We start from the raw sequence: 20,974 nt of genomic DNA on the forward strand, positions 1-20,974 counted from the left end.
TCCTTTGAGGGGTCCGGGCCGCCCTGCGGCACCCCCGGCAGGGGCAGCGATCCGTACCGTCGTGCGCGTGGCAGCGTCGGGCGGTCGTGTCCCCCTGTCGGACGTCAGCGCGTAGTGCCGGTCCGGTGGCGATGACGGATATCGCGTGTCCATGACGGCGCGTCTTGGCATGTACCGCCTACCGTGGCCCGGTGGAGCAACGCAGCGCGCACCCGACCGAGCACGAACCGTACGGACTGTACGAGCCGCACGGCCACGACGTCCCGTACGACGCGTACGGCCCCGAGGCGTACGACCGGTACGACGGGCGGTACGACGGGTACGGCGACGGGCCGCGCCGCGCGTACGACCAGGCCCCCGCCGCCCCGGCCCCCGAGGACGCCGTCCCACTCGGCGCTCCCCGGGGCGGGCGCGTCCGGCGCCGTCCCCGGCTGCCCCGCCCGGCAGCCCCCGCCGCGGGCCGCACGGCACCGCCCCGCCCCGCACCGGGCGACGAACTGTCCGAGCCCGCGCCCGCCGCGGCGCCTTCCGGCCGTCCGGGAGGGGACACGCGGTCGAGGCTGCCTGCGCCGCGGCTGACGGGACTGGGCGTGGGGGTCTTCTCCTCGCTGCTGATGGCGGCTGCCGGCGGCCTGTCCGGGCTGCTGCCCTTCGGGGCGCCCGTGCTCTACGGCTGTGTGTTCGTCCTCGTCTGTGTGGCCGGGGCGCTGTGGGTGCGGCCGGCCGAGCTGTTCGCGGCGCCGGTCGCCGCACCGCTCGCCTACACGGTGGGGCAGTTCTTCACCGGCGGCCCCGGCAGCGGTCTGTCCGGGCTGCTCCAGGACGTCTTCACCGGTCTGGCCCTGCACGCCCTGTGGCTGTACGCCGGGACGCTCTGCTGTCTGGTGCTCGTACTGGTGCGGCGGGTGCTCATCGCTCTGCGGCACCGCCGCGAGCAGCGGCGGCAGCCGGCCGCCGCCTAGCCCCTCATCAGGGGCGGCCCGCGGTGCCGTCGCCGCTCAGCGGATCGCGACGGGGCTGACCGGTGAGCCGACGCCGCCCGTGATCCGCAAGGCGGTGGCCGTCAGGAAGAAGTCCCAGGCACCGTCGGCGCGGCAGGCGGCGGCGAGGTCGTCGAGCTGCCACATCTCGCCGAGCATCATGCCCATGTCCCTGATGAGGACGGCGTGCAGGGGGATGAGGCCGTCGTCGGCGGGCTGGACCTCGACGCCCCAGTTGTCGCACGCCACCATTGCCAGTTCGCGGTCGTGTATCCAGGCGGCGCACTCGGGGTCGAGTCCGGGCTCCTCGTGCAGCCAGCCCTTCCAGCCCTCGGTGAGCCCCTTGCGCAGCCAGCCGGTGCGGACGAGGAGGGCGTCGCCGGTGCCGAGCCGGACTCCGGCGGCCTCCTCGGCGCGCTCCAGGTCGGCCACCGTGACGGACCGGCCGCCGGCCAGCCATTCCCCGCCGTCGAGTGCCGCGACGTCGAGGAGGACGCCGCGGCCGGCGAAGCCGGGGAGCGTCGCGTCGATGGCGTTGCGGGCGGCGCCGCCGGCGGGGGTGACGGCGTCCGCCGGGACGCCGTTGTAGAAGGCCCCGTCGTATCCGACGTGGGTGAGTCCGTCCAGCTGGGTGCCGGACTGGAGCGGCATGCTGATGAAGTCGTCGCTGACGACGAGGCCCTCGGGGGCGGTGAAGAGCCCCTCGGCCGCGGTGAAGTCGTGCGGGGTGACGGTCATGGTGTGCACCGGGTTGATCCGCCGCATCCAGCCGTTCTGCGGGCCTGAGGCGCCCACCGGGATGCTCAGTTCGTACCGCTGTCCCGTCCGTACGGCGGTGAGGGCCTCCTTCACGGTCTTCGGGGTGACGAAGTTGAGGGTGCCCTTCTCGTCGTCGTCGCCCCAGCGGCCCCAGTTGGACAGCTCTCGTCCGGTCTTCTTGAACGCGTACTCGGTCATGGGATGTCCCGCCCTCCGGAGTTCCTCTGCTCCAGTGCACTGACTGCACCCATATGAGTGCACTCATTGCACCCTCATCGGCACAGTAACCTGTGAGTGCAATGAGTGCAAAGAATGTGGCGGTCCACCGGAGCGGGGCGGAACAGTGAGCGAACGACAGCAGCAGGAACCGAGCCAGCGCGAAGCCCGCAAACGCGCGACCACCGCCCGCCTCCGCGACGCGGCGACGAAACTGGCCGGTCTGCGCGGCGCGGACGAGGTCACCATCGACGACATCTGCGCCGAGGCGGGCGTCTCCCGGCGTACCTTCTTCAACCACTTCGCCACCAAGGACGAAGCGTTCCTGGCCTGGGACGCGGCCGACGACGCCTACCTCGCGGGCCTCATCGCCGACCGGCCCCGCTCGGAGAGCGCCGTACGGGCCGCGGTGTGGGCCATGACGACGACCGCGTTCCCGCCCGAACCCGGCAGCCGGGCCACGATCGTCCGCGAGGTGATGCACCGCAACCCGGACGTGGCTGCGCAGGCCACCCAGCTGACCCGCAAGGTCGTCCACGCCGTCGAGCAGGGCATCGCCGCGCGGCTCGGCCGGCCTGCCGGCTCCCACCTCGTACGGCTCGGCGCCGTCACCGCCGTCGCCGCGCTCACCGTCACCCTGCGCCATGCCGAGGGCAGCGACGAGGACGAGCGGGAGCGGCTGCTGGAGGAGACCTGCCGCGTGCTGGACCAGGGCTTCCTCTCCGTCCAGCCGGACGGCGACGCGGACCGGGCCGCCGGCGCTCACCGGGCCGGCAGTGCCCACGTCGGTGCTCACCGGCCCGACGGCGATGCGGTCCGCCCGGACGGCGGAAGGCCCGCGCCTTCCGGGCAGTGAGGCGGTGCGGTGCCGCCGCGAACCGGCAGAGCCCTCCGGAACGCCGACGGCCCTCCGGACAACCTGTGAGGTGTCCGGAGGGCCGGGCGGTCCGGAGGGCCCGGAGAACCGCTAGGTCCGCGAAATGCCCGCGGGGCGGCGTGCTGCCGTCATGCCCGCAGCTTCTCGGCGGCCTCCGAGCGCAGGTCGCGCCGCAGCTCCTTCGGCAGGGAGAACTGCATGTGCTCGTCGACGGGCTTGACGATCTCCACGTCGTCCCAGCCGCGCTCCGCGAGCCACTCCAGCACGCCGTCGACCAGCACCTCCGGTACGGAGGCACCCGACGACAGGCCGATCGTGCTCACGCCCTCCAGCCAGGCCTCGTCGATCTCGTCCGCGTTGTCCACCAGGTGACCGTCCTTCGCGCCGTGCGAGAGGGCCGTCTCCACCAGGCGGACCGAGTTGGAGGAGTTCTTCGAGCCGACGACCAGCACCAGGTCGGCCTCGGCCGCCACCTGCTTGATGGCCGTCTGACGGTTCTGCGTCGCGTAGCAGATGTCGTCGCTGGGCGGCGAGAGCAGGTTGGGGTAGCGGTTCTTGAGGGCGTCGACGGTCTCCATCGTCTCGTCCACCGACAGGGTCGTCTGGGACAGCCACACGACCTTGTCCGGGTCCCGGACCTCGACGTTCTCCACGTCCTTCGGGCCGTCGACCAGGGTGATGTGGTCCGGCGCCTCACCGCTGGTGCCGATGACCTCTTCGTGGCCCTCGTGGCCGATCAGGAGGATGTCGTAGTCCTCCTTGGCGTAGCGCACCGCTTCCTTGTGCACCTTGGTGACCAGCGGGCAGGTGGCGTCGATGGTGGCCAGCTTTCCGCGCCGGGCCTCCTCGTGGACGGTGGGCGCCACGCCGTGCGCCGAAAAGATCACGATCTCGCCCTGGGGGACCTCGTCCGTCTCCTCGACGAAGATGGCGCCCTTCTTCTCCAGCGTCTGGACGACGTACTTGTTGTGCACGATCTCGTGCCGCACGTAGATGGGAGCGCCGTACTGCTCCAGCGCCTTCTCGACGGCGATCACCGCGCGGTCCACACCCGCGCAGTAGCCGCGCGGCGCGGCGAGCAGGACCCGGCGGCGGCCGGGGGCCGGGGATTCCGAAGTGGCTTCCGGGGCGTCGGCTTCCCGGGCTGAGTCGGAGGCGGCGGATTCCGGGGCGTCGGCGGGCCGGCGGTCGGGCGTACCAGTCATGGCTCCATCGTAAGGGCGTGCCCGCAAGGGCCGCCGGGCGTGCGGGCGCGCACGGGACGCACACCGGAGTGCACGGCGCACGCAGGGGCCGCGGCTGCTCTGTGCGGCACCGAAAACGACTGACTGGTGCGGCACGCTGGGCGGGCTCCGCCAAAGACCGACCAGTGGCCCACTCGGCGGCTCCGCAAAACGACCGCCAGTGCGGCACCGAAAACGACCGACCGGTGTGTTGCGCGCTTCTCTGCCGTGAAGGGCGTTCTGCGGCAAGCTGGGGCCATGCCTGGAGATCGCTCGCGTACCGCTACAGCCCCGGGTGACCCGCCGAGCGGCGCCCTGCGGCGCAGTCTGACCCTCCGCGACCTGATCGTCTACGGGTTGCTGTTCATCGCACCGATGGCCCCCGTGGGCATCTACGGGGCACTGGACGCCCGCAGTCACGGCGTGGTGCCCCTGGTGTACGTGGTCGCCACCGTCGCCATGTCGTTCACCGCCTACTCCTACTCGCGCATGATCCACACGGTGCCGCAGGCGGGCTCCGTGTACGCCTACGCACGGGCGGGACTGGGTGACGGCGCGGGATTCGTGACCGGCTGGATGATGATGCTCGACTACCTGCTCATCCCGGCCGTCGCCTATCTCTTCTCCGGGATCGCCATGGCGCAGCTCGTGCCCGAGGTCGATCAGTGGATCTGGACGGCGATCGCAGTCGTGGTCACCACCGCGCTGAACCTCTCGGGTGTGCGCCGGGCGGCCGTCGTCGGCTTCCTGGTGCTGGCCATGGAGATCCTGGTGCTGGCCGTTTTCGTGGCCGCCGCACTCGTCGTACTGGTGCAGGACGGCCCGGAACGCGACTGGCTCTCCCCGCTCACCGGGGACCGCACGTTCTCGCTGACGGCGCTGCTGAGCGCGGTCTCCGTGGCGGTGCTCTCCTTCCTGGGCTTCGACGCCATCGCCAACTTCGCCGAGGAGGCGGTGGGCGGCAAGGGCCGCGGCGCGTCGACGGTGGCGCGGGCCGTGGTGTGGTGCCTGTTCATCACCGGGTTCCTCTTCGTCGTCCAGACGTACCTGGCGGCTCTGCTGTCGGTGGACTCCTCGCGGCACCTGGCGGACCACCCTGCGGAGCAGGGCTCGGCCTTCTACGACGCGACGAAGGCGGCGGTGGGCGGCTGGCTCCAGACGACGGTTGCGGCGAGCAAGGCGCTGGGCGCGGCGTTCGCGGCCCTCGCCGGGCAGGCCGCGGCCTCCCGGCTGCTGTACGCCATGGCGCGGGACCGCCGGCTGCCGCACGCCCTCGGCAACGTCAGCGCCCGCACCGGCGTGCCGGGGCGGGCACTGCTGGTCAGCGCGGTGCTGACGATGTGCGCCGCGGTGTGGGCCGCCCGCGCCCCCGACGGTCTGGACCGGCTGGTGTCCATCGTGGACATCGGCGCGCTGTTCGCGTTCGGCATGCTGCACCTGTCGGTGGTCGGCTACTACGGCCTCGGCCGGCGCGGCGGCGGGGCGCAGGAGGCGGCCGGCACCGCCGGGCCCCGGGCGGGAGTGCTGGGCAACTGGGTGCTGCCGCTGGTCGGGCTTGCCATCATCATCGCCGTGATCGTCACGGCCAACCGCGAGGCCCACTGGGTCGGCCTGGGCTGGCTGGCCGCGGCCCTCGTGGCGCTCGCGGTACTGCGCCGCCGCGACCGGGCCGGCACCCACGCGGACTGAGCCCTCCCGGGGCCGGCCGCGGGCGCTGCCGGCCACTTTCGGGGCGAGCCCCGGGAGGGCCCGGATGTCGGTGGGAGGGCCTAGCCTTTCCGCATGCCTCTCACCACGTCCGCCGAAGCACCGATTCCCGTCAGCGAGGTCTCGCGCCTGATCCGCGGGTGGATCGACCGGCTCGGTGCCGTCTGGGTCGAGGGCCAGATCATCCAGCTCTCGCCCCGGCCGGGGGCGGGCATGGTCTTCCTGACGCTCAGGGACCCCTCCCGGGAGGTGTCGCTGAGCGTCACCTGTTTCCGGCAGGTCTACGAGCAGGTCAAGGATGTCATCGGCGAGGGCACACGCGTGGTGGTGCACGCCAAGCCCGAGTGGTACGAGAAGACGGGCCGGCTCTCCCTGCGCGCGGCGGAGATCCGTCCGGTGGGGGTCGGGGAGCTGCTGGCCCGGCTGGAGCGGCTGCGCAAGGCGCTGGCGGCCGAGGGGCTGTTCACCGCCGAGCGCAAGAAGCGGCTGCCGTTCCTGCCGCAGCGCATAGGGCTGATCACCGGCCGCGCCTCCGACGCGGAGCGGGACGTGCTGCACACGGCGCGGGAGCGCTGGCCCGCGGTGCGGTTCGAGGTGCGCAACACGGCGGTGCAGGGCCCGTACGCGGTGCCGCAGATCATCGAGGCCCTGCGGGAGCTGGACGCGCGCGAGGACGTGGACGTGATCATCGTGACGCGGGGCGGCGGCGGGATGGAGGATCTGCTGCCCTTCTCGGACGAGCGGCTGGTGCGCGCGGTGGCGGCGGCCCGCACTCCGGTGGTCTCGGCCATCGGGCACGAGGCGGACGCGCCGCTGCTGGATCTGGTGGCCGACCTGCGGTCGCGTACCCCGACGCACGCGGCCAAGGACACCGTGCCGGACGTCGGGGAGGAGCACGAGCGGGTGCGGGCCCTGCGCGAGCGCGCCTGGCGGGTGATCAACGGGGTGCTCGACCGCGAGGAGCGCGGGCTCGCCGAGGTGATGAGCCGCCCGGCGATGGCCGATCCGTACGCGATGGTGGAGACCCGCGAGGACGAGCTGGCGGCGTTGCTGGACCGGTCGCGACGCTGTCTGGACCACCGGCTGACCCGTGCCGAGGACGAGCTGACGCACACCCGTGCGCGGGTGGTGGCGCTCTCCCCGGCCGCGACGTTGCAGCGCGGGTACGCGGTGCTGCAACGGGCGGACGGCGCGGTGGTGCGGGACGCCGCGGAGGTGACCGAGGGCGAGCGGCTGCGGGCCCGGGTGGCCGACGGGGAGTTCGGCGTCACTGTCAGCGCCGGCGCCGTCGGATCTGACGGGGCCGCCCCCGACGCGGCCGGGCATGGTGCCGTCGGCGGCGGCGGGGAGGGCCGGTGAGAGCCACGGTGCCGCCCGGCGCTGCCGACGGTGTCCGCCGGGTGTCAGCGGTCCCGCATAGGCTGGCGGTATGACGACGAAAGCGGAAGGGCGGACGGCTGCCGGGACGGCCCGGGACGGGTCCCCGCGCGACGGGGAGGCCGGGTCCGCGGAGGGCGCCTCCCAGGCGGAGCTGGCCACGGCGGACGCGCTCAGCTACGAGCAGGCCCGCGCGGAGCTGGTCGAGGTGGTGCAGCGGCTGGAGTCGGGCGGTTCCACGCTGGAGGAGTCGCTGGCGCTGTGGGAGCGCGGCGAGGAGCTGGCGGGGGTCTGCCGCGCCTGGCTGGACGGTGCGCGGGCGCGGCTGGACGCCGTGCTGGAGGAAGAGGCGGACGACGCGGAAGAAGAGGACGACGACGCGGAGGACGGGGAGCCCGGCTGACCGGAGGACCCGGGCGGCGGCGGGCGGGGTGATCGTCATCACCCCGCACCAGTTCAACGTTGAACAAGTGCTCGTTACACTTAAACGGAGTACCCCTCCGTTCACCGGAGCACCTGTCGTCGCACGCAAAGGCAAGGCACCACCCCATGGCTCTCGTCCTCGACCCCGCAGAACAGGACCTGCTCTTCCGTGAGGCCCGTACGGCCAACACCTTCACGGACGAGCCGGTCACCGAGGAGCAGATCCAGGCCGTCTACGACCTGATCAAGTACGGCCCGACGGCCTTCAACCAGTCGCCGCTGCGGCTGACCCTGCTGCGCTCCCCCGAGAGCCGGGAGCGGCTGCTCGCCCACATGGCGGAGGGCAACGTGCCCAAGACCCGCACCGCGCCGCTGACCGCGATCCTCTCCTACGACCTGGACTTCCACGAGCGGCTGCCCCACCTGTTCCCGCACGCGCCGCACATCAAGGACGCCGTCTTCTCCGAGGAGACCACCCGCGAGACCGCCGGCGCGCTCAACGCGACGCTCCAGGCCGGGTACTTCATCCTCGGCGTACGCGCCGCCGGGCTCGCCGCCGGCCCGATGACCGGCTTCGACCCGGAGGGCGTCAACAAGGAGTTCTTCGGCGACGGACGGCAGAAGGTGCTGATGGTCGTCAACATCGGCAAGCCGGGCCCGGACGCCTTCGCCGCGCGCTCGCCGCGGCTGGACTACGAGGACGTGGCGACCGTCCTGTGAGCCGCGGGCCCGCACGGCACGCCGGCCGCCTGCTCCGGATGCCGACCGCCGGCCGCCTCGTCACGGGCCCGCCCGGCCGCTGACGGCCCCGGCCCGGCACCGCCGCCCAGCCGGCCCCGAACCGCCCTCCGCGCGTAACTCCCCCCTCGCGCGCGGAGGGCTTCCTCATGCGCGCAGGCTCCTCGTCGCCCGGCGTGCATCCTCCTGCGCGGAGGCTCCTCCTCACCCGGAGACCTCCACCCACGCCGGGGGCACGCCGGGGGCTCCCTCACTCGGGGAACGGGCCGCGCCCTTCGCGTGGTGCGCACACCCGCGCGGTGCGCTCCGCGGCCTACTCGGCGGCCTTCTCTGCGGCCTTCTCCTTGGCCGGCGCCTCCGGCTTGTCCTGCTTGAGCTCCAGGGAGCCGGCGAGCTTGCCCAGCTGCTGGAAGGTCGCCGTGCCGGTGACGACCGTCACCGACTTGCCGTCCTCCGACTTGGCAACCAGCGCGTCGTACTTCGAGCCCGTGTACCGCGTCCACTCCGTGCCGCCGGCCTGCTGGGTCTTCCCCGTCTTCTCGGCGCCCTGGGTGACCTCGTCGATGAAGCGGCCGGGCCTCTCGTCGTCGCTCTGCTCGACGGCCGCGTACTCGTTGTCGGGCGTCATGAAGCCCAGGTGCCAGGCCGCGCCGGCGGGGCCGTCGGCGGTGTAGCGGACGGAGGTGGCGCGCCACTCCTTGGGCAGTCCCTGCGGCGCGGCGACCGGGTACGGGGCGGCACGCCGTGCGGACGCCAGCTCCACGCGGTAGCTGACCGGCTTGACCGGGTCCTTGGACTCGTCGTGCGGGACGAAGAGGTAGATCACCCAGGCGGCGAGGACGATCACCGCGAGCGAGATCACCATGTCGCGCGCGGTCTGCGCGCCTCGCTTCTTGTCTGCTGCCACACCCCCATCGTCCCTTATGCCCGTCGGCGGCCCGCCGGGGGGCTGCGGAGAGGGCGACGGGAACTGCGCGGGGCCGCCGGGCCGAGCGGCCACCGGAGGCGAACGGCCGGACCTGCGGGGAGAGTACGGAGCCGGCGCACGTCTCGGCGCGCGCTCATCCGTGGGCGCCCCTGCTCAGTTTGGTGCCTACCGGTAAAATCTTGCCCACCCTCGCCGAATCGGCGCAGCTCGTCGCCGCAGTGGCCGTCCTGAGTCGCCGTACAGAAAGGTGTGTTCCGATGACCGAACACCACCACCTGCCCTCGCCGCTCGAAGTCAGCCCGGAGGCACCGGACCGCAACCTCGCGCTGGAGCTCGTGCGGGTGACGGAGGCGGGGGCGATGGCATCGGGCCGCTGGGTCGGCAAGGGCGACAAGAACGGCGCGGACGGTGCCGCCGTGAAGGCGATGCGCACCCTTGTCTCGACGGTCTCCATGAACGGCATCGTGGTGATCGGCGAGGGCGAGAAGGACGAGGCCCCGATGCTCTACAACGGGGAACGCGTCGGCGACGGCACCGGCCCCGAGTGCGATGTGGCCGTGGACCCCGTGGACGGGACGACCCTGACGGCGAAGGGCATGGGCAACGCCGTCTCGGTGCTGGCGGTCGCCGAACGCGGCGCGATGTTCGACCCGAGCGCCGTCTTCTACATGGACAAGCTGGTGACCGGTCCCGAGGCCGCCGAGTTCGTGGACATCACGGCGCCGCCGACGGTCAACATCCGCCGTATCGCCAAGGCCAAGGGCTGCGGCGTGGAGGACGTCACCGTGGTGGTGCTGGACCGCCCCCGGCACGAGGGCCTGGTGAAGGAGATCCGCGAGACCGGTGCGCGGATCAAGTTCATCGCGGACGGTGACGTGGCCGGTGCCGTCATGACGGTGCGCGAGGAGACCGGTGTGGACCTGCTGCTCGGCGTGGGCGGTACCCCGGAGGGCATCATCGCGGCCTGCGCGATCAAGTGCCTCGGCGGGACCATACAGGGCAAGCTGTGGCCGAAGGACGACGAGGAGCGGCAGCGCGCCCTCGACGCGGGGCACGACCTCGACCAGGTGCTGACGACGGAGGACCTGGTCAAGGGCGAGAACGTCTTCTTCGTCGCCACCGGGATCACCGACGGCGATCTGCTGCGGGGCGTGCACTACCGCGGCGAGCGGGCGTTCACCCAGTCCCTGGTGATGCGGTCGAAGTCGGGGACGATCCGCCAGATCGAGTCGGAGCACCGGCTCTCGAAGCTGCGTGCCTACAGCGCGATCGACTTCGACCGCGCACGCTGAGCACCGTGCCGTCGCCGTGGCGTGGGCCGCCCTCCCCGGGCCCCACGCCACGGCGACGGCACGCCCACGCCTGTGCGGCGCCCCTGTCCCCCCGGCCCCCTGGTGCCTCGGTCTTCCGGCCCCCTGCGGCGACCGCATGTTTGATGGTGGCCCCGCGCTCGGTGGCAACCTGTGCCCGCATGCCGGGTGGCCTCCCCCTGCCGGGCAGCACCCCGTGCCAGGTGGCGGCCCGTGTTGGCAGCAGCCCTGTACCGGGTGACGGTCCATGCCACGAGGGACGGCCCTCTGTAGTTGGTGTCGCCGCAGGTCAGTGTCACCGTGACCCCGGTGGCGGTGCATGCCCGGGGTGACGCGTGTCCGGCGCGACGCCCGCACCCCGGCAACATCCGCGCCCGGAAAAGGCCGCGCCCCGCAACGTCCGTGAGCACACCGCCCAGGCCGGAGTCGCATCGTTCGCGCGCCCGGTGACCAGCCCCCGGCCCCAGGGGGCGCCCAGCCCGGGACGCACCAACTCGATGACCGACACCACCCCGTGGACGCACCAACCCGAAGACCGGCACCAACCAACCCCGGGCGCACCACAGGCCCCGACACAACCAACCCCGGGCGCACCACAGCCCCCGGCACCGACCCCGGCGCGGGCACGCGGATGCGGCCTCCCTCATGCCGAGGGTGGCGGGTGCATGCGGGGCGCAACCGGCGCACGCGGGCGGTGGGGCGGCGCGCGGCGGGGCGATCGGCTCGCCGCTACACGGTGGCGGTCTTCGCCCTGCGGCGCCGGGTGAGGACCACACGGCGCTCGGCGGCGGTCAACCCGCCCCAGACGCCGTACGGTTCGGGCATCAGCAGGGCGTGCTCGCGGCACTCGACCAGGACCGGGCAGCGGGCGCAGACGCGTTTGGCCGCCTGTTCCCGGGAGAGGCGGGCGGCGGTGGGCTCCTTGGAAGGGGCGAAGAAGAGGCCGGCTTCGTCGCGGCGGCAGACGGCCTCCGCGTGCCAGGGGCCCGCTTGGTCATCTCGCTCAGGCGTTCGCTGTACGGGGATGGTGGCGGCGGCCTGCAGGGACTGATGCGGCGTTTGCAGCACGGTCTGCTCCTGACGCGACGACGGAGGTTGGTTCCCCTTCACCCGTCTTGCATCGCACGGTGGTTCACGAGTCCCCCACCGGCCCCCTGCGGGGCCGGTCCGCGAATCCGACCGTACGAAAGACGATGCCCGAGCCCTACCCGCTGTGCGCGCCGGTATGCATTGCGTGGCCTCCCATGCGCGCCCGGGCGTACGCTCCCCGGCGCACACCGTGCCGCCCATGCGCCGGGCCCGTCGGCGCGGGTGTCACAACTCCTTGCGGAACCGGTCGCGCAGGTTCTGGATCAGCCGCCCGCGCTTCGGTCTGGCGTCCACGCCACCGAAGATGGCGGCTCCCTCCACCAGCACGGTGGGGGCGCCGGGATCGGGCGAGTCGGTGACCTGGACGTCGAAGCCGCCGAAGATCCCCGCACCCTTCTGCTGGAGCGTGACATTCTCCGGGACCCGGATCTCGATTCCTCCGAAGATCGCAGTGGCGTTGATCTGTACGTGCGGATGCTCGAACAGCGCCTCGGTCAGATCGATCTCGATACCGCCGAAGAGCGCGAACGCGTTGATCTTGCGCGGCACCCGCCAGCGCCCCTTGCGCCCGGAGCCGCTGAAGATCGCGACCAGGTTCTCCTTGGGTCCCCAGCCGAAAGCACCGGCCCCGGAGGTGTGCGAGGCGGAGAAGGTCGCGAACGAGGAGGCGTAGGACCGCCCGGCCCCCGGGTCCTCCCCCTCGCCGTGCGCCGCGCCGGAGGCGGCCTCGCGGCCGGCCGGCAGATCGCGGATGAGCGGCTCCAGTTCACCCATCGTCTTGGCCGCGTAGACGGCGTCGATCCGCTCGCCGTGCTCCTGCGGGTCCAGCCGGCCCTCGGCGAGGGCCTCGCGCAGGATGTCGGCGACGCGGTCCCGGTCGGCGTCCGAGGCCCGCACGTCGGCGTGCGAGACCGCCGGGGCGGGCGCCGGGGGCTGCCCGTCGGCCTGCTGCTTTTCGAGCGAGGGGCGCGGAGAGTCTTCAGTCACAGGGGCAGCGTACCCAAACGCGATAGATCGCGACTACCCCCGCACGGCCCCCTTGCGTCCGCGTTCTACGCTGTGAGACGCGCTCCCGTCGTCGAGAGCCCCGGCTCCCCCCTGGGTGAGCCGCGAGTGTGAGAGGAAGAGTCCCCGTATGTCTGCCAGCTCCCAACCGGCCAGCCCGGAGTTCTCCTACACGGATCTGCTCCCCACCGGTGAGGACCCCACGCCCTACCGTCTGATCACCAGCGAGGGCGTCAGCACCATCGAGGCGGGCGGGCGCACCTTCCTCAAGGTGGAGCCGGAGGCGCTCCGCAAGCTGGCGGCCGAGGCGATCCACGACATCCAGCACTATCTGCGCCCCGAGCACCTGGCGCAGCTGCGCCGCATCCTCGACGACCCGGAGGCCAGCGCCAACGACCGGTTCGTCGCGCTCGACCTGCTCAAGAACGCCAACATCGCGGCGGCCGGCGTGCTGCCCATGTGCCAGGACACCGGCACCGCCATCGTGATGGGCAAGCGGGGCCAGCACGTGCTGACCGAGGGCGGCGACGAGGAAGCCCTCTCGCGCGGCATCCACGACGCCTACACGCAGCTCAACCTGCGCTACTCCCAGATGGCGCCGCTGACCATGTGGGAGGAGAAGAACACCGGCACCAACCTGCCGGCGCAGATCGAGCTGTACGCCACGGACGGGGACGCCTACAAGTTCCTGTTCATGGCCAAGGGCGGCGGCAGCGCCAACAAGTCCTTCCTCTACCAGGAGACGAAGGCCGTGCTCAACGAGAAGAGCATGATGAAGTTCCTGGAGGAGAAGATCCGTTCACTGGGCACCGCCGCCTGCCCGCCGTACCACCTGGCGATCGTCGTGGGCGGCACCAGTGCCGAGTACGCCCTCAAGACCGCCAAGTACGCCTCGGCGCACTACCTGGACGAGCTGCCCACCGAGGGTTCCCCCTCCGGGCACGGTTTCCGGGACAAGGAGCTGGAGGAGAAGGTCTTCGAGCTGACGCAGAAGATCGGCATCGGGGCGCAGTTCGGCGGCAAGTACTTCTGCCACGACGTGCGCGTGGTGCGGCTCCCCCGGCACGGTGCCTCCTGCCCGGTGGCCATCGCGGTGTCCTGCTCGGCCGACCGTCAGGCCAAGGCGAAGATCACCGCCGAGGGCGTCTTTCTGGAGCAGCTGGAGAGGGACCCGGCGCGGTTCCTGCCGGAGACCACCGAGTCGGAGCTGACCGAGGGCGCGGGCGCCGATCTGGACGCGGTGAAGATCGACCTGTCGCGGCCGATGGACGAGATCCTCGCCGAGCTGACCAAGCACCCGGTCAAGACCCGTCTTTCGCTGACCGGCACGCTCGTCGTCGCGCGTGACATCGCGCACGCGAAGATCAAGGAGCGGCTGGACGCCGGCGAGGAGATGCCGCAGTACCTCAAGGACCACCCCGTCTACTACGCGGGACCGGCCAAGACCCCCGAGGGCTACGCCTCGGGCTCCTTCGGCCCCACCACGGCCGGGCGGATGGACGCCTACGTCGAGCAGTTCCAGGCGGCCGGCGGCTCCAAGGTGATGCTGGCCAAGGGCAACCGCAGCAAGCAGGTCACCGACGCCTGCGCCCAGCACGGCGGTTTCTACCTCGGCTCGATCGGCGGCCCGGCGGCCCGGCTGGCGCAGGACTGCATCAAGAAGGTCGAGGTGCTGGAGTACGAGGAGCTGGGCATGGAGGCGGTCTGGCGGATCGAGGTGGAGGACTTCCCGGCGTTCATCGTCGTCGACGACAAGGGCAACGACTTCTTCGCCGACCCGGCCCCTGAGCAGCCGTTCGTGACGTCCATCCCGGTACGCCAGGGCGCCTGAGCGGGCCGCCGCCTCGCGGCCGTGCGAGGCGGCGCCCCTTTGGGGGCCAGGACGGCGGAGGGGAAAACGGCCGACAGGCCCGGCGCGCCGAAGCCGGACGGAGTGAGGGCAGGCGGGCCGGCTGAGGAGGGGCGCTCCCGGCGCAAGCGGGTACGAGACAAGCAGCGGGCAAAAGGGCAGGCGGTCGGACGGGCAGGGGGACGGGGGGGCGGCCGGTGGCCGGGGACGACAGCAGTGGCAGACCCCGCTGGGAGAACCGCATCACCGGGGGCCGCTTCGGCACGGTCGTCCAGGCGGAACGCGTCGACGCCGTCCACATCCATGTGCACGAGACGCCGGTGCCGCTGCCCCGCCGGCCCGTTCTCCTGTGGTCGCTCACCGCGCTGCTGACCTGCGCCGCCGTCGTGTTGGCGGTCAGACCGTCCGGACTGCCGGGCGGCCTGGTGCGCGACGAGCGGCTGCCCTTGCTGCTCGCCCTGGTGGGGGCCGTGACCATGGGTGCCGCCGCGGTGGGCCGGGCCCTGGAACGCAGACGGCTGGCCCGGCCCCGTACCCCGCTGCCCGCGCACCGGCTCGACCAGGCCACCGAGCGGCTGGCCGGCGCGCTGGAGCGGCAGTACGCCAGGGAGGACCAGCTGGCGCTGTCCCCCGTGACGACGCCCACCCCCATCCCCGTACGGTGGCGGGCCGCCGATCCGCTGGTCACGGACCACGAGCCGAATGTGCTCGGCGTTCCGGCCGGTACCGCAGCCCGGGCCGGTTCGCTGGAGACGGACGGTGAGTTCGCGGGGATACCCGAGTTCTTCGCGGGCCTGCCCCGCGGCCGTCTCGTCGTGCTGGGTGCACCCGGTGCGGGGAAGACCGTCCTCGTCCACCGTCTGGCCCGCAGGCTGCTGGAGGCGCGCGGCCCCGCCTCGGGCGCTCCCGTTCCGGTCGTGCTGCCGCTGGCGTCCTGGAACCCGGCGGAGGGCCGCGGCCTGTGGCAGTGGGCGGCCGAGCGGCTCTCGGCCGAGCATCCGGTGCCGCTGCCCACCCCCCGTACGGCGCTCGACCTGATCGAGTCCGGGCGCGTCCTGCCGGTGCTCGACGGCTTCGACGAACTGCCCCGGCCCAGCCAGGCGGACGCGCTGCGGCAGTTGCGGACGAGTCTCACCACGCACGCCCGTTACGTCCTCACCAGCCGAACCAGGGAGTACACGCGGGCCGTCGAGGCCGCGGCGCTGCCGATGCCGGGCGCGGTGGCCGTGGAGCTGTGCCCGCTGACCGTCGACGACCTGCGCCACTACCTGCCCCGCACCAGCCGCCGCACCAGCCGTGCGGATCCCTCCCGTACCAAGTGGTCCCCCGTACTGGCCCGGCTGGCCGACCCCGCCGACACCCGGCGCGAGACCCGCGTACTGCGCCAGGTGCTCAGCACGCCACTGATGGTGGCCCTGGCCCGCGTCGCCTACAGCGAGACGGACGCCGACCCGGCCGAACTCCTGGGCGCCGGACGCTTCACCACCCGGCAGGCCGTCGAACGGCACCTGTACGACGCGTTCCTGACGGCCGCCTACGCGGACGCCGGGCCGGCCCTCGCGGCGCGGGCCCGCCGCCGGGCGGCCTTCCTCGCCGCACACGCCCGCCGCCTGGGCGACACGGAGATCGCCTGGTGGCGGCTGGAGCAGGCGCTCCCGTCCTGGTTACGGCGGCTGAGCGTGCTGCCCGCCGCCGTGACGACGGCCCTCACCGTGCGCTTCGCCGGACTGGGCGCCCCCTGGTGGGACCGCTGGGTCCCGGTGCCGCTGTGGGCAGGCTGCGGACTGGCGGCCCTCGCGTACGCCTGGCACGAATGGGGCGGGCGCCCCTCCCGTGTGCCGCAGCAGACGCGGCTGCCGCTGTCGGCCGGTACGCGGCCGGCCGTGTCCTGGACGGCGGTGGGCAAGGCGGCCGGGTGGACGCTGCTGGCGGTGGGGGCCGTCTACCTGGCGTACGGGATCGCCGGCTCGCACGGCAGGCGCCTGGGGGCGGTGCTGGCAGCCGCGTTCCTGGCGTACACCGTTCTGTGCGAGGTGCTGCGGCGCACCAGGAGACCGGCCGACCCGCAGACCGCGGCGGAACCCGCCCGGCTGCTGCTCCGGGACCGGCGGACCGCGCTGGCCCTCGGCGTCGTTCCCACCCGCGGGGCGGGCGAGCCGGCCCTGGTCTGGGGGCTGCCGGTGATACTGCTCGCCCTGTGGCACCTGCTCGGCGGCCGGGACGTGGTGACGGCCGGCACCTGGCTGGGCACCGTCGCCGGGGCCGCGCTGAGCACCTGGCTGCACGAGAACGCCACCTCGGCGTGGGGCCGTTTCACGCTCGCCCGGCTCTGGCTCGCCACGACGGGACGGCTGCCCTGGCGGCTGATGGACTTCCTGCGCGAGGCCCACGCCAAGGGGATCCTGCGGCAGTCCGGCGGCGTCCACCGGTTCCGCCACATCGAACTGCGCAACCGGCTGGCCGAGGACATACCCGCTCCCGCACCACCGCACGGGCGGCTGCACGCGCTCGGCGAACCCGTCGGCGGGGCCCTGGGCCTGCTGGGCGGTGTCCTGCTCTTCTCCACCGCCCTCGGGATGCTGGACGCGGACGGCGTTCCGGCGCCGCACCCGGGCCCGGCCACCACCTGCGCGGTGCTGCCCCGTGAGGCTCTCGACGCGCTGATGACCGATTGGCGGCGGACCACGCGGGACGACACCTGTCTGGCGGGCGAGCAGGCTCCCTTCGCACCCGAGGTCCAGGTGAGCGTGCAAGTGCGTGCGATGGCTCCGGGGCCCGGCGGCCTCAGCGGTGCGCAGGTAGCGCACCAGAGCTTCCAGCGGATGCTGAAGTTCGAACAGGGACAGCGGCGCGCCGCCGCCGGGGCGTCCGGGCGCCCCAGCACCGCGATGTTCTTCGACGACCGGCCGGCACCGGGCGACGAGGCGGTCCGCGTCGTGACCAGGACGGGGCTGCGGACCTCGACCGGCACCCTGCTGCAACGGGCCCGTTTCACCGTTCGGAAGGGCAACCTGCTGGTGGCCGTCAGATACGAGGAGGAGTTCGCCTCCCGGCGCCGGGTCGCCGCCGTCGCCGAGTCGCTGCTGCGCCTGGCGCTCGGCCGGGACGACGCCCGGGACCTGGCCGGCATCCCGCGCACCCGACCGCCCCACGACTCCCGGCTCACCCGCCACCGGCAGCCCGAACGGCGGCTGCTCGGTGCGGTGTGGGGCCGCCGGGAACGCTCGTACCTGTGGGAGTTCCCCGTGGCACCGTGGCGGCTGCGCGCCCCCAAGCAGTTGACCTGCAACTGGGGAGACGAGGACAACCCCCACGTCAGTGTCTACGACTGCGGAACCCGTACCGATACGTCTTCCGGCGCCTCCACCGTCGGGCCGCCCGCCGGGTCCATCCCCCGGCTGCGGCTGCACCTGGCCGAGCTGTCCTGCCAAGACAGCTGCTCGCGTACGGAGACCCGGCGGTTCGCGGCGGACCGCCCCGGGCCCGCCGCGGTCCGCTGGCGCCCGCACGGCAAGGGCGGCCCGCTGTACGCGGTACGGCGCACGGAGAAGGTCTATGAGCTGCGTCTGTGGACCGAGCTGCACAGCAGCCGGAACGCCTGGCAGCTGTACATGAGTGTCCGCGTCGCGCCCCGGCACGCCGAGCTGGCGCAGAAGATCCTCAACAGCGCCTACACCCAGCTCGGCGGTCGGTGAACCCTGCGGCTGCCGCCCGCCGGCGAGGCCGTCGCGGTCTCACTCCCGCGCGCCCGGCAGCTCCTGCACGGGGGTGCCCAGCAGACAGAACTCGTTGCCCTCCGGGTCGGCCAGCACCGTCCAGCTCACGTCCGCGGGCTGGCCGACGTCCACCTTGCGGGCGCCCAGGGCCAGGAGCCGGGCCAGCTCCTCCTCGGTGCTGGTGCCGTCGGCGCGCAGGTCGAGGTGGAGGCGGTTGTGGACGGTCTTGGGTTCGGTGACGGGGAACACGTCGATGCCGGGCATCCCGCCGCCGGGCGGGCCCAGGCACAGGCCGCCGTCCTCCTTCTCCAGGATCTCCCAGCCCAGCACCCGGCACCAGAAGTCCGCCACGCGCCGCGGTTCGACCGCATGGATGCACACTTGTGCGAGACGACTCGTCATGCGGTGACCCTAGCGACCCCTGGCCGGCCCTGACCAGGAATGTCCGCGCCGTGCGAGATGCTGAGGAGCATGGAGGTGTACGCACGATGACCGACAGCACCAGCAGCGCCGAGTACCGGACCGAGCACGATTCCATGGGGGAGGTCCGCGTCCCCGCGCACGCCAAGTGGCGGGCACAGACGCAGCGGGCCGTGGAGAACTTCCCCGTCAGCGGGCAGCGGCTGGAGCGGGCGCACATCCAGGCGCTGGCGCGGATCAAGGCGGCGGCGGCCGTGGTGAACGCCCGGCTGGGCGTGCTCGACCAGGAGCGTGCGGACGCGGTGCGCGCCGCCGCCGAGGAGGTCGCCGACGGACGCTGGGACGAGCACTTCCCGGTGGACGTCTTCCAGACCGGCTCGGGCACCTCGTCGAACATGAACATGAACGAGGTGCTCGCCACCCTGGCCACCGAGCGGCTGAGCGGCTCGGACGGCGACGGGCTCCAGGTCCACCCGAACGACCACGTCAACGCCAGCCAGTCGTCCAACGACGTGTTCCCCTCGTCCATCCACATCGCGGCCACCGCCGCGGTGACCGCCGATCTGATCCCCGCACTGGAACACCTCGCCCAGGCGCTGGAGCGCAAGGCGGAGGAGTTCGCGGACGTGGTCAAGTCGGGGCGCACACACCTGATGGACGCCACCCCCGTCACCCTCGGGCAGGAGTTCGGGGGCTACGCGGCGCAGATGCGGTACGGCGTCGAGCGGCTGCGCGCGGCCCTGCCCCGGCTCGCGGAACTCCCGCTGGGCGGCACCGCGGTGGGCACCGGCATCAACACCCCGCCCGGGTTCGCGGCGGCCGTCATCGAGGAGGTGGCCCGCACCACCGGGCTGCCGCTGACCGAGGCCCGCGACCACTTCGAGGCCCAGGGGGCGCGGGACGCGCTGGTGGAGACCTCCGGGCAGCTGCGCACCATCGCCGTCGGCCTCACCAAGATCTCCAACGATCTGCGCTGGATGTCCTCGGGGCCGCGCACCGGCCTGGCCGAGATCGCGCTGCCCGACCTCCAGCCGGGCTCGTCCATCATGCCGGGCAAGGTCAACCCGGTGATCCCCGAGGCGGTGCTGATGGTCGCCGCGCAGGTGACCGGGAACGACGTGACGGTCGCGACGGCCGGCGCGGCGGGCAACTTCGAGCTGAACGTGATGCTGCCCGTCATCGCCAAGAACCTGCTGGAGTCGATCCGGCTGCTGTCCAACGCGGCGCGGCTGCTGGCCGACCGCACCGTGGACGGCATCACCGCGAACGCCGAACGCGCCAGGGAGTACGCCGAGTCCTCCCCCTCGGTCGTCACCCCGCTCAACAAGTACATCGGCTACGAGAACGCCGCCGCCGTCGCCAAGAAGGCACTCGCGGAACGGCTCACCATCCGCGAGGCCGTGCTGCGCAGCGGCTACGTCGAGCGCGGCGAGCTGACGGTCGAACAGCTCGACGAGGCACTGGACGTGCTGCGGATGACACACCCCTGACCACCCCCTTTCCCCTTCCGGCCCGCCCGCCGGTGCGTCGCTGCGGCGCATCTCACGGCGGGCCGGCGGGGCGGGCACCTAAGATCCCGTCATGACAGCGGAACAGGCGGCGACCACCGGCCACTGGCCCACAGGCACCCCGATCCTGTGGCGCTACCGGGCCAACGGCGCCACATACCCCCACATCTGCCGCCCCGTCACGGTCGTGCGCGACACCCCGGAACTGCTGGCGGCCTGGCTGGCACCCGGCACCTTGTGCGTCCGCCCCGAGCTGGCGGACGGCACCCCCGTGCACCGGGAACCCCTCACCACTCGCTACACCAAGCCCCGCCGGGCGGCGTTCACCCGGTGGTTCGGCATGGGCGTGCTGAAACTGGCCCGGCCGCAGGAGCCCTGGTCGGTATGGCTGTTCTGGGACCGCGGCTGGCGGTTCAAGAACTACTACGTGAATCTGGAGGAGCCCCGGCTGCGCTGGCCGGGCGGGATCGACTCGGAAGACCACTTCCTCGACCTGGAGGTCAGCCCCGACGGACGGTGGGAGTGGCGGGACGAGGACGAGTTCGCCGAGGCGCAGCGGGCCGGGCTGATGGACGCGAAGCAGGCCGAGCGGGTGCGGGAGGCCGGCGAGAGGGCAGTGGCCGCCGTACGGACCTGGGGCTCACCCTTCGCGGACGGCTGGGACCGGTGGCGCCCCGACCCGCACTGGGCGGTGCCCGAACTGCCCGACGACTGGGACCGGCCGCCCTCCGGCGGGGCGGCGCCCAGGAGCACCTGTCCGCACCCGCCTCCCGGTGCCCCTTGATAGGCCCCCATACTGCAAACGTAGGATCAACCTCCGTAAGCACACGCCGCACAACTCCCCTCACC

At 72.8% G+C, this 20,974-nt stretch carries 17 protein-coding genes; 11 read left to right on the plus strand and 6 right to left on the minus strand.

Features of this window, described 5'->3' with window-relative positions; all coding sequences use genetic code 11:
* Positions 1 to 191: 191 nt before the first annotated feature.
* Entirely contained in the window at positions 192 to 962 is a 771-nt protein-coding gene (locus tag IO40_RS37730) for a DUF6542 domain-containing protein (RefSeq protein WP_016469514.1), read from the plus strand.
* Positions 963 to 998: 36 nt separating this feature from the next.
* Here IO40_RS37730 and IO40_RS0123550 read toward each other — a convergent pair whose 3' ends face one another.
* A complete protein-coding gene (locus tag IO40_RS0123550; RefSeq protein ID WP_030408832.1) occupies positions 999 to 1,937 on the minus strand; it encodes a cyclase family protein in 939 nt (312 codons plus the stop codon).
* 145 nt (positions 1,938 to 2,082) lie between these two features.
* Here IO40_RS0123550 and IO40_RS34990 point away from each other — a divergent pair, with 145 nt between their 5' ends.
* Positions 2,083 to 2,811, plus strand: a complete 729-nt coding sequence (locus tag IO40_RS34990; RefSeq protein WP_016469512.1) for a TetR/AcrR family transcriptional regulator — start codon at positions 2,083 to 2,085, stop codon at positions 2,809 to 2,811.
* A 149-nt stretch (positions 2,812 to 2,960) separates the two neighbouring features.
* Here the strand turns inward: IO40_RS34990 and IO40_RS0123560 are convergent, their stop codons facing one another.
* Positions 2,961 to 4,037 (minus strand): 4-hydroxy-3-methylbut-2-enyl diphosphate reductase, encoded by a 1,077-nt coding sequence (locus IO40_RS0123560; protein WP_016469511.1) that lies wholly within the window; start codon positions 4,035 to 4,037, stop codon positions 2,961 to 2,963.
* A 276-nt stretch (positions 4,038 to 4,313) separates the two neighbouring features.
* Between IO40_RS0123560 and IO40_RS0123565 the strand changes: the two genes are divergently transcribed.
* From IO40_RS0123565 to IO40_RS0123580, 4 genes are all read left to right on the plus strand, one after another.
* Positions 4,314 to 5,744, plus strand: coding sequence for an APC family permease (locus tag IO40_RS0123565; RefSeq protein WP_016469510.1), 1,431 nt, complete (start codon positions 4,314 to 4,316; stop codon positions 5,742 to 5,744).
* 93 nt (positions 5,745 to 5,837) lie between these two features.
* Positions 5,838 to 7,121, plus strand: coding sequence for an exodeoxyribonuclease VII large subunit (xseA, locus tag IO40_RS0123570; RefSeq protein ID WP_016469509.1), 1,284 nt, complete (start codon positions 5,838 to 5,840; stop codon positions 7,119 to 7,121).
* A 70-nt stretch (positions 7,122 to 7,191) separates the two neighbouring features.
* Complete coding sequence (locus IO40_RS34000) at positions 7,192 to 7,542, plus strand: exodeoxyribonuclease VII small subunit (RefSeq protein ID WP_016469508.1); 351 nt, start codon at positions 7,192 to 7,194, stop codon at positions 7,540 to 7,542.
* Positions 7,543 to 7,688: 146 nt separating this feature from the next.
* Positions 7,689 to 8,282 (plus strand): malonic semialdehyde reductase, encoded by a 594-nt coding sequence (locus IO40_RS0123580; protein ID WP_031176086.1) that lies wholly within the window; start codon positions 7,689 to 7,691, stop codon positions 8,280 to 8,282.
* Positions 8,283 to 8,613: 331 nt separating this feature from the next.
* Here the strand turns inward: IO40_RS0123580 and IO40_RS0123585 are convergent, their stop codons facing one another.
* On the minus strand, positions 8,614 to 9,207 hold the full coding sequence (locus IO40_RS0123585; RefSeq protein ID WP_016469506.1) for a DUF4245 domain-containing protein: 594 nt from the start codon (positions 9,205 to 9,207) through the stop codon (positions 8,614 to 8,616).
* A gap of 278 nt (positions 9,208 to 9,485) precedes the next feature.
* On the opposite strand from IO40_RS0123585, the gene glpX reads away from it, so the two are divergent.
* Entirely contained in the window at positions 9,486 to 10,520 is a 1,035-nt protein-coding gene (glpX, locus tag IO40_RS0123590) for a class II fructose-bisphosphatase (protein WP_016469505.1), read from the plus strand.
* 747 nt (positions 10,521 to 11,267) lie between these two features.
* Here glpX and IO40_RS0123595 read toward each other — a convergent pair.
* Complete coding sequence (locus IO40_RS0123595; RefSeq protein ID WP_016469503.1) at positions 11,268 to 11,606, minus strand: WhiB family transcriptional regulator; 339 nt, start codon at positions 11,604 to 11,606, stop codon at positions 11,268 to 11,270.
* Between the two features lie 246 nt (positions 11,607 to 11,852).
* On the minus strand, positions 11,853 to 12,614 hold the full coding sequence (locus tag IO40_RS0123600) for a DUF1707 SHOCT-like domain-containing protein (RefSeq protein ID WP_016469502.1): 762 nt from the start codon (positions 12,612 to 12,614) through the stop codon (positions 11,853 to 11,855).
* A gap of 148 nt (positions 12,615 to 12,762) precedes the next feature.
* Here IO40_RS0123600 and IO40_RS0123605 point away from each other — a divergent pair, with 148 nt between their 5' ends.
* Both IO40_RS0123605 and IO40_RS0123610 read left to right on the plus strand, forming a co-directional pair.
* Positions 12,763 to 14,463 (plus strand): fumarate hydratase, encoded by a 1,701-nt coding sequence (locus tag IO40_RS0123605; RefSeq protein ID WP_016469501.1) that lies wholly within the window; start codon positions 12,763 to 12,765, stop codon positions 14,461 to 14,463.
* Between the two features lie 215 nt (positions 14,464 to 14,678).
* Positions 14,679 to 18,176 (plus strand): NACHT domain-containing protein, encoded by a 3,498-nt coding sequence (locus IO40_RS0123610; protein WP_016469500.1) that lies wholly within the window; start codon positions 14,679 to 14,681, stop codon positions 18,174 to 18,176.
* A gap of 39 nt (positions 18,177 to 18,215) precedes the next feature.
* Here IO40_RS0123610 and IO40_RS0123615 read toward each other — a convergent pair whose 3' ends face one another.
* Positions 18,216 to 18,599 (minus strand): VOC family protein, encoded by a 384-nt coding sequence (locus IO40_RS0123615; RefSeq protein WP_016469499.1) that lies wholly within the window; start codon positions 18,597 to 18,599, stop codon positions 18,216 to 18,218.
* A gap of 86 nt (positions 18,600 to 18,685) precedes the next feature.
* On the opposite strand from IO40_RS0123615, the gene IO40_RS0123620 reads away from it, so the two are divergent.
* Together IO40_RS0123620 and fomD are read left to right on the plus strand one after the other, a co-directional pair.
* A complete protein-coding gene (locus IO40_RS0123620) occupies positions 18,686 to 20,107 on the plus strand; it encodes a class II fumarate hydratase (RefSeq protein ID WP_016469498.1) in 1,422 nt (473 codons plus the stop codon).
* Positions 20,108 to 20,198: 91 nt separating this feature from the next.
* The gene (gene fomD / locus IO40_RS0123625) at positions 20,199 to 20,909 is read left to right on the plus strand and encodes a cytidylyl-2-hydroxypropylphosphonate hydrolase (protein ID WP_016469497.1); all 711 of its coding nucleotides are present in this window, start codon (positions 20,199 to 20,201) and stop codon (positions 20,907 to 20,909) included.
* Positions 20,910 to 20,974: the final 65 nt, after the last annotated feature.

The sequence above is a fragment of the Streptomyces albus subsp. albus genome (assembly GCF_000725885.1).
Classification (GTDB): domain Bacteria; phylum Actinomycetota; class Actinomycetes; order Streptomycetales; family Streptomycetaceae; genus Streptomyces; species Streptomyces albus.

Coding starts and splice junctions, on each gene's coding strand:
- IO40_RS0123550 (WP_030408832.1), bottom strand. CDS start 1,937: ATGACCGAGTACGCGTTCAAGAAGACCGGACGAGAGCTGTCCAACTGG.
- IO40_RS0123560 (WP_016469511.1), bottom strand. CDS start 4,037: ATGACTGGTACGCCCGACCGCCGGCCCGCCGACGCCCCGGAATCCGCC.
- IO40_RS0123565 (WP_016469510.1), top strand. CDS start 4,314: ATGCCTGGAGATCGCTCGCGTACCGCTACAGCCCCGGGTGACCCGCCG.
- xseA (WP_016469509.1), top strand. CDS start 5,838: ATGCCTCTCACCACGTCCGCCGAAGCACCGATTCCCGTCAGCGAGGTC.
- IO40_RS34000 (WP_016469508.1), top strand. CDS start 7,192: ATGACGACGAAAGCGGAAGGGCGGACGGCTGCCGGGACGGCCCGGGAC.
- IO40_RS0123580 (WP_031176086.1), top strand. CDS start 7,689: ATGGCTCTCGTCCTCGACCCCGCAGAACAGGACCTGCTCTTCCGTGAG.
- glpX (WP_016469505.1), top strand. CDS start 9,486: ATGACCGAACACCACCACCTGCCCTCGCCGCTCGAAGTCAGCCCGGAG.
- IO40_RS0123605 (WP_016469501.1), top strand. CDS start 12,763: ATGTCTGCCAGCTCCCAACCGGCCAGCCCGGAGTTCTCCTACACGGAT.
- IO40_RS0123615 (WP_016469499.1), bottom strand. CDS start 18,599: ATGACGAGTCGTCTCGCACAAGTGTGCATCCATGCGGTCGAACCGCGG.
- IO40_RS0123620 (WP_016469498.1), top strand. CDS start 18,686: ATGACCGACAGCACCAGCAGCGCCGAGTACCGGACCGAGCACGATTCC.
- fomD (WP_016469497.1), top strand. CDS start 20,199: ATGACAGCGGAACAGGCGGCGACCACCGGCCACTGGCCCACAGGCACC.